6 protein-coding genes and 1 rRNA gene are annotated in these 7,878 nt (G+C 70.3%); all 7 read right to left on the bottom strand.

What is annotated here, in order from left to right; all coding sequences use genetic code 11:
• Window positions 1-1,346 (bottom strand): 16S ribosomal RNA (locus Q8R60_05430); the annotation flags it as partial.
• 643 nt (window positions 1,347-1,989) lie between these two features.
• On the bottom strand, window positions 1,990-3,264 hold the full coding sequence (gene tyrS / locus Q8R60_05425; GenBank protein MDP3711911.1) for a tyrosine--tRNA ligase: 1,275 nt from the start codon (window positions 3,262-3,264) through the stop codon (window positions 1,990-1,992).
• A 132-nt stretch (window positions 3,265-3,396) separates the two neighbouring features.
• Window positions 3,397-4,131 carry an SDR family oxidoreductase gene (locus tag Q8R60_05420; protein ID MDP3711910.1) on the bottom strand — a complete coding sequence of 245 codons (735 nt, stop codon included), beginning with the start codon at window positions 4,129-4,131 and terminating at the stop codon, window positions 3,397-3,399.
• Window positions 4,128-4,727, bottom strand: a complete 600-nt coding sequence (locus Q8R60_05415) for a DNA-3-methyladenine glycosylase (protein ID MDP3711909.1) — start codon at window positions 4,725-4,727, stop codon at window positions 4,128-4,130. The genes Q8R60_05420 and Q8R60_05415 overlap by 4 nt, the downstream gene beginning before the upstream one ends.
• Window positions 4,724-6,139, bottom strand: coding sequence for an argininosuccinate lyase (gene argH, locus Q8R60_05410; GenBank protein ID MDP3711908.1), 1,416 nt, complete (start codon window positions 6,137-6,139; stop codon window positions 4,724-4,726). The genes Q8R60_05415 and argH overlap by 4 nt, the downstream gene beginning before the upstream one ends.
• Window positions 6,136-7,341 carry an argininosuccinate synthase gene (locus Q8R60_05405; protein MDP3711907.1) on the bottom strand — a complete coding sequence of 402 codons (1,206 nt, stop codon included), beginning with the start codon at window positions 7,339-7,341 and terminating at the stop codon, window positions 6,136-6,138. The genes argH and Q8R60_05405 overlap by 4 nt, the downstream gene beginning before the upstream one ends.
• Window positions 7,338-7,877, bottom strand: a complete 540-nt coding sequence (argR, locus tag Q8R60_05400; protein MDP3711906.1) for an arginine repressor — start codon at window positions 7,875-7,877, stop codon at window positions 7,338-7,340. Before argR ends, Q8R60_05405 begins: the two co-directional genes overlap by 4 nt.
• Between the last annotated feature and the right edge of the window lies 1 nt (window position 7,878).

The following is a 7,878-nucleotide window of genomic DNA, read 5'->3' as shown; positions in this document are numbered from 1 at the left end:
CGCAGCGTTGCTGATCTGCGATTACTAGCAACTCCGACTTCATGGGGTCGAGTTGCAGACCCCAATCCGAACTGAGACCGGCTTTTTGGGATTCGCTCCACCTTGCGGTATCGCAGCCCTTTGTACCGGCCATTGTAGCATGCGTGAAGCCCTAGGCATAAGGGGCATGATGACTTGACGTCATCCCCACCTTCCTCCGAGTTGACCCCGGCAGTCTCTTATGAGTCCCCACCATGACGTGCTGGCAACATAAGACGAGGGTTGCGCTCGTTGCGGGACTTAACCCAACATCTCACGACCCGAGCTGACGACAACCATGCACCACCTGTGCAGGACCCTTGCGGACCTCACATCTCTGTGAGATTTCCCTGCATGTCAAGCCTTGGTAAGGTTCTTCGCGTTGCGTCGAATTAAGCCACATGCTCCGCTGCTTGTGCGGGCCCCCGTCAATTCCTTTGAGTTTTAGCCTTGCGGCCGTACTCCCCAGGCGGGGTGCTTAATGCGTTAGCTGCGGCACGAACGGCGTGGAATACCGCTCACACCTAGCACCCACCGTTTACGGCGTGGACTACCAGGGTATCTAATCCTGTTTGCTCCCCACGCTTTCGCTCCTCAGCGTCAGTTACTGCCCAGAGACCCGCCTTCGCCACCGGTGTTCCTCCTGATATCTGCGCATTTCACCGCTACACCAGGAATTCCAGTCTCCCCTACAGCACTCTAGTCTGCCCGTATCGACTGCAGGCTCGGGGTTGAGCCCCGAGTTTTCACAGCCGACGCGACAGACCGCCTACGAGCTCTTTACGCCCAATAATTCCGGACAACGCTTGCACCCTACGTATTACCGCGGCTGCTGGCACGTAGTTGGCCGGTGCTTCTTCTGCAGGTACCGTCACTTTCGCTTCGTCCCTGCTGAAAGAGGTTTACAACCCGAAGGCCTTCATCCCTCACGCGGCGTCGCTGCGTCAGGCTTTCGCCCATTGCGCAATATTCCCCACTGCTGCCTCCCGTAGGAGTCTGGGCCGTGTCTCAGTCCCAGTGTGGCCGGTCGCCCTCTCAGGCCGGCTACCCGTCGTCGCCTTGGTGGGCCGTTACCTCACCAACAAGCTGATAGGCCGCGGGCCCATCCCTAGCCGAAAAACTTTCCACCGCCGAGGATGTCCTCAGAGGTCGTATCCGGTATTAGCCCCGGTTTCCCGGAGTTGTCCCAGAGCTAGGGGCAGGTTGCCCACGTGTTACTCACCCGTTCGCCGCTCCGTCATCTTCCCGAAGGAAGAGCGTCGCTCGACTTGCATGTGTTAAGCACGCCGCCAGCGTTCGTCCTGAGCCAGGATCAAACTCTCCAATAAGGTTCTACGACAACCGCCAGACCGAAGTCTGATGGCGTCAGCTAGAGAGTCGCTGCCTCCCTGACGGAGGTCAGCTGATGCTGGATCCCAAGAGTCAACTAGCTTGTAGTTGTCCATTGTTCACCAAATGCATCCGGTCGCGGAAGTGACCAACCCGAACGGGTCGTCTCCCTGCCGTGCCGGATATGTATGGCACTGACTTTCGGCACGCTGTTGAGTTCTCAAGGAACGGACGCTCACCGGTCCGGGCCTCTCGGCCGTTCTCGGGGCAACTCGCTTAATCTACTAGGGCTTGTTCTTCCTGTCAAACCTTGCGGTCTGGCGGGTCGAGCCCACCCTCGTTCCCGGACACGACGCAGTCGTGGGGTTCCGGTGGAGCGAGGGGCCGGCGGTCCGTACTGCAGCTCGTCGTCCTCGGTGATCCTTGACTGGATCGGTGAGCGACTCGTGTTCCCGCTGCTGTCCGGTGCTCCGGCGGCGATGCAGAAGTTACGAGGGATCGACGGGCGAGTCAAATCCCGGGGTCGTGAGCAGGGGCACAACCGCGCGTTTCGGGGCACTGCGGCGTGTCCGCTGGACACCGGAGCCTCAGTCGTCACACCGAGAGGCCCCCGCGTGGCCCGCCATGGGGGCTCCGCAGGGCTCAGCCGCGCTGAGCGACGCCGACGGTGCGCTTACCGCGGCGCAGGACGAGGAAGCGGCCGTGCAGCCAGTCGGACTCCCCCGGGACGAGCTCGGGATCGGTGACCTTGACGTTGTTGAGGTAGGCCCCGCCCTCCTTCACGGCACGACGGGCCTCCGACCGCGACAGACCGAGCGCGGCGGCGAGCATCTCGTCGTACGCCGGGGTCGTGCCTGTCGGCACAGCGGTGCTCGGCGCCTCCGCGAGAGCCGCTCCGAGCGTGGCCTCGTCGAGCTCGCTGAGGGCACCCCCGCCGAACAGCGCCGCGCTCGCGCGCTGGACCCGCACCAGCTCGTCGGACCCGTGGACGAGCGCGACGAGCTCGGCGGCGAGCCGCTTCTGGGCGCTGCGGGCCTGTGGGCGCTCGGCGGTGGCGGCGTCGAGGGCCTCCACCTCCTCGCGCCCGACGAAGGTGAGCAGGCGCAGGTAGGTGCCGGCGTCGCGGTCGTCGACGTTGAGCAGGAACTGGTAGAGCGCGTACGGCGAGGTCATGGCCGGGTCGAGCCAGACGCTGCCGCCGCCAGTGCTCTTGCCGATCTTGCCGCCGGAGGCGTCGGTGACGAGCGGGAAGGTCAGGGCGTGGGCGTGCGCGCCGTCGACGCGGCGCAGCAGGTCGAGGCCGGCGGTGATGTTGCCCCACTGGTCGTTGCCGCCGACCTGCAGCCGGCAGCCATGGCGGCGGTGGAGCTCGACGAAGTCGAGGGACTGCAGCAGCTGGTAGCTGAACTCGGTGAACGACAGGCCCCCACCCGCGAGACGGGCGCTGACGGACTCGCGCGCGAGCATCTGGTTGACCGGGAAGTGCTTGCCGACGTCGCGCAGGAAGTCGATGACGGACAGGTCCTTCGTCCAGTCGAGGTTGTCGGCCATGATCGCGCCGCTCGGCCCGTCGGCGAAGTCGAGGAAACGGGCCATCTGCGCCTGCAGGACCACGACCCGCGCGGCGAGGGTGTCGGCGTCGAGCAGGGTGCGCTCGGAGGACCGGCCGCTCGGGTCGCCGATGAAGCCGGTGGCGCCGCCGGCGAGCGCGATCGGCCGGTGGCCGGCGAGCTGGAAGCGGCGCAGCGCGAACAGCGGGACGCAGTTGCCGAGGTGAAGGCTGTCAGCGGTGGGGTCGAAGCCGCAGTAGAGCGTGATCCCGTCGCCGAGGTCCTTGGCCAGGGCGTCGCGGTCGGTGGTCTGTGCGAGCAACCCGCGCCACTCGAGGTCGGCCAGCACGTCGGCCACGGGGGCCACCGTGGGAAAGACGGTGGGAAGGACGGTGGGGAGGGTCGACGGGTCGGGGTCACGGAGCGGCTCGGTCACCCGGTGATCCTCCCGTACGGGCGCCACCGGGTTGCGCTCCCCCGCCGCGCGACGGGGGGCGGGTCAGGGGGTGGGGCGGTGGAGGGCGCGAGCGTCGAGCAGGCTGCCGTGGGCGCCGTCGTGGAGCCCGAGGGCGGCGTCGACGACGGTGCGGGCGGTCCAGGCGGCGTCGTCCCACTCGGTGGTGCCGTCCCAGACCGGCATCGACAGGGTCATCTCGGTGCGGACCAGGCCGGGCAGGACGTCGAGGACGACGACACCGGTGCCGGCCAGGGGCGCGGTGAGCGACTCGGTGAGCACGGTCAGCGCGCGCTTGGACACGGCGTAGCCGGTGTAGGTGCCGGTGCGGGTCGCGGCGCGGGCGCGGCTGGTGAGGGTGACGACGTGGCCGCGGCCGCGGCCGACCATCGGGGGCAGCAGCGCGCGGGTCATGAGCAGCGGCCCGCGCAGGTTGGTCTCGACGACCGACCACAGCTCGTCGCGGTCGGACTCCCAGAACGGCAGCTCGGCGCTCTCGATGCGCGCGGCGTTGTTGACGAGCAGGTCGACGGGACCGAGCTGCTGCTCGGTGTGCATGACGAGGCGGTCGACCGCTGCGGGGTCGGTGACGTCGGCGGCGACCGGCAGGACCCGGGCGCCGTGGTCGCGCTCGAGCTCCTCGGCCAGAGAGCGGACCTGTGCGCCGGTGCGGGCCACGAGCGTCAGCCGCATGCCCTCGGCGGCGAGCGCGGTGGCGATCACGCGCCCGATGCCACGACCGGCGCCGGTGACGACCCCGACCTGTCCCTGGAGCCTCATGGCCCGACCCTACGGACCCGTCGCACGGCCGCGCGGTAGGGGCTGACGGTCGGCTCGTCGGGGAGCCAGAACCGCCACGGGGTGGGTGCCCCCTCCCCCGCGACCCCGACCCGTGGACCGGTCAGCACCCCCGTCCGCGCGATCGGCGCGAGCAGCAGTCGCAGCGGGGACGCGGCGTCGAGCAGGTCCTTGCCGTCGTACGCGCCGTCGACCCCGAGCGTGCGGCACAGCCGAGCGGGACCGCGGCACAGGTCGCGGTCGCGCACCCCCGGTCGGCGGACGCGGGCGAGGTCGAGCCCCTCGACGACCTCGCCGGCGCGCAGCAGCACCGCGGCGGCGCGGCCCTCGGGGCCGGTGACGACGTTGAGGCACCAGTGCATGCCGTAGCTGAAGTAGACGTAGGCCCGACCGGCGGGCCCGAACATCACGGCGTTGCGCGGGGTCAGGCCGCGGTGGGCGTGGGAGCCCGGGTCCTCACCGGTGCCGGCGTAGGCCTCGACCTCGGTGAGGCGCACCGCGATGCCGCCGAGCGACAGCGTCGCGCCGAGCAGCCGCGGGGCGACCTGCTCGACCGGTCCGGTGAGGGGGTGGCTCACTCGGGGGTGGACATCGCCCAGCGCCGGTGGGACTCGACCTCGATGCGCAGCACCTCGAGCTGCTCCGCGACCCGGACGGGCGCGGTGCCGCCGTGGCCGTCACGGGCCGCGATGGCCCCGCGGACGTCGAGCACGTCACGGACGTCGGGCGTGAGGTGCGGCGAGACGTGCGCGAGCTCGGCGTCGGTGAGCTCGTGCATGTCCTTGCCGTTGACGGTGCACCACACGACGAGGTGACCGACGGCCTCGTGGGCGTCGCGGAAGGGCACGCCGTTCTTCACGAGCAGCTCGGCGACGTCGGTGGCCAGCGCGAAGCCGTCGGCCGCGGTCGCCTCGAGGCGGTCGGCGTTGACGGTCATCGTCGAGGTCATCCCGGCCAGCGCGGGCAGAACGAGCAGCAGCGTCTCGACCGCGTCGAAGCAGGGCTCCTGCGCCTCCTGCATGTCGCGGTCGTAGGTCAGCGGCAGGCCCTTCAGCATGGCGAGCGAGCCGGCGACGTGACCGATCAGCCGACCCGCCTTGCCGCGGGCGAGCTCGGCCACGTCGGGGTTCTTCTTCTGCGGCATGATCGACGAGCCGGTCGAGAAGGCGTCATCGAGGGTGACCCAGCCGAACTCCGTGGAGTTCCAGAGCACGACCTCCTCGCCGTAGCGGGAGAGGTGGACCCCGAGCAGCGCCGCGCAGAACAGGAACTCGGCGACGAAGTCGCGGTCGGACACGGCGTCCATGGAGTTGGGGGCGGCGCTGCCGAAGCCGAGCTCGGCCGCGGTGGAGATCGGGTCGACCGGCAGCGACGAGCCGGCCAGGGCGCCGGAGCCCAGCGGGGAGACCGACGCGCGCAGGTCCCAGTCGCGGAGGCGGTGGACGTCGCGGGCGAGGGCCTGGACGTGGGCGAGCAGCTGGTGGCCGAACAGCACCGGCTGGGCGTGCTGCAGATGGGTCATGCCGGGAGCCGGGGTGTCGAGGTGCTGGGCGGCGAGCTCCACCAGCGCGCTCTCGAGCTCGGCGACGCGGCCGACGACGGCGCGGCCGTGGTCGCGCAGGTAGAGGCGCAGGTCGGTCGCGACCTGGTCGTTGCGCGAGCGGCCGGCGCGCAGCTTGCCGCCGAGCGAGCCGAGCTTCTCCAGCAGGCCGCGCTCGAGCGCGGTGTGGACGTCCTCGTCGTCGAAGGTCGGCCGGAACTGGCCGGCCCGGACCTCCTCGCGCAGGTCGTCGAGGGCGCCGAGCATGCGGGTGAGCTCGGTGTCGTCCAGCAGGCCGGCGCGGTGGAGCACCCGTGCGTGGGCCTTGGACGACAGCAGGTCGTAGGGCGCGAGCCGCCAGTCGAAGTGGACGCTGACCGACAGCCGGGCGAGGGCCTCGGCAGGGCCGCCCTCGAACCGGCCGCCCCACAGGCTGGTGCGCTCGGTCACGTCGCGAGCCGCTGGTCGCGCTGAGCGGCGATCTTGGACGGCATGCCCCACAGCTCGACGAAGCCCTTGGCGAGGCTCTGGTCGAAGGTGTCGCCGGTGTCGTAGGTCGCGAGCTCGTAGTCGTAGAGCGTCGCGTCGGAGCGCCGGCCGGTGACGGTGCAGGTGCCGTGCGACAGGACCAGGCGGACCTCGCCCGAGACGTGCTGCTGCGACGACGCGATGAAGGCGTCGAGGGCGCGCTTGAGCGGGGAGAACCACAGGCCGTCGTAGACCAGCTCGGCCCAGCGCTGCTCGACGGTGCGCTTGAAGCGGGCCAGGTCGCGCTCGACGGTGAGGTTCTCCATCTCCTGGTGGGCGGTGATGAGCACCTGCGCCCCGGGGACCTCGTAGACCTCACGGCTCTTGATGCCCACGAGGCGGTCCTCCACCATGTCGAGCCGGCCGACCCCCTGGGCCCCGGCACGGCGGTTGAGCTCTTCGATGGCCTGGAGCACCGTCACGGGCCGGCCGTCGATCGCGGTCGGGACACCGTGGGTGAAGGTCAGGACGAGCTCGTCGGGACCGCTCGCCGTGCCCGGCGCCTGGGTGTAGTCGTAGACGTCCTCGATCGGGCCGTTCCACGGGTCCTCGAGGAAGCCGGTCTCGACCGCACGGCCCCAGACGTTCTGGTCGATGGAGTACGGCGACTTCTTGTTGACGTCGATCGGCAGGCCGTGCTGCTCCGCGAAGGCGATGGCCTTGTCGCGGGTCATGCCGGAGTCGCGGACCGGCGCCATCACCGACATCTCGGGGGCCAGCGCGCCGATGCCGACCTCGAAGCGGACCTGGTCGTTGCCCTTGCCCGTGCAGCCGTGGGCGAGCACGGTCGCGCCGTGCTGACGGGCCGCGGCGACCATGTGCTTGACGATGAGCGGCCTGCTGAGAGCGGACACGAGCGGGTAGCGGCCCATGTAGAGCGCGTTGGCCTGCAGCGCCGGCAGGCAGTACTCGTCGGCGTACTCGTCGCGGACGTCCGCGACGACGGCCTCGACCGCACCGCAGTCGAGCGCCCGCTGGCGGATGACCTCGAGGTCCTCACCGCCCTGGCCGACGTCGGCGGCCACGGCGATGACCTCGGCACCGGTCAGGTCCTTGATCCAGCCGATGGCGACGGACGTGTCGAGGCCTCCCGAGTAGGCGAGGACGACGCGGGGGACGGTCACGAGATCTCCAGGGGTCGGCCCTCCGCGAGGCCGAGCAGCCTCGTGGCGAGCGTGCTCGCAGCCGGCGACGCCGGCGTGCGGACGACGAGCAGGACGGTGTCGTCACCGGCGACGGTGCCGGCGACGTCGGGCAGCCCGGCGCGGTCGAGCGCCGAGCCGAGCAGGTGGGCGCCGCCGGGGGGCGTGCGCAGGACGACCGCGTCGCCGGTGGCCTCGACCGAGACCAGCAGCTCCTCGAGCAGCTTGGCCAGCCGGGCGTCCACGGACTGCGCGGTGCCGCCGACCGGCTGGCCCTCGGGCGGCAGGGCGTAGGCCTGACCGCCGGAGGTGCGGACCTTCACCGCGCCGAGCTCCTCGAGGTCGCGCGACAGCGTCGCCTGGGTGACGGCGATGCCGGACTCGGCGAGCAGCCGGCCGAGCTCGGTCTGGCTGGTGACGGACCGGGTCGTGACGAGCTCGACGATCCGGGCGTGACGGGCGGCCCTCGTGGCGGGTGCCACGGGTGCCACGGGTGCCACGTGCCGTCGGGCGGCCATG

The organism is Mycobacteriales bacterium, from assembly GCA_030697205.1.
Lineage (GTDB): Bacteria > Actinomycetota > Actinomycetes > Mycobacteriales > SCTD01 > JAUYQP01.
The sequence above is the reverse complement of the archived record's forward strand: the minus strand, read 5'-3'. Positions and strand labels throughout refer to the sequence as shown.

Bases quoted from the DNA above. Each gene is read 5' to 3' on its own strand.
- Q8R60_05420 (MDP3711910.1), bottom strand. From the start codon at position 4,131: ATGAGGCTCCAGGGACAGGTCGGGGTCGTCACCGGCGCCGGTCGTGGC.
- argR (MDP3711906.1), bottom strand. From the start codon at position 7,877: ATGGCCGCCCGACGGCACGTGGCACCCGTGGCACCCGTGGCACCCGCC.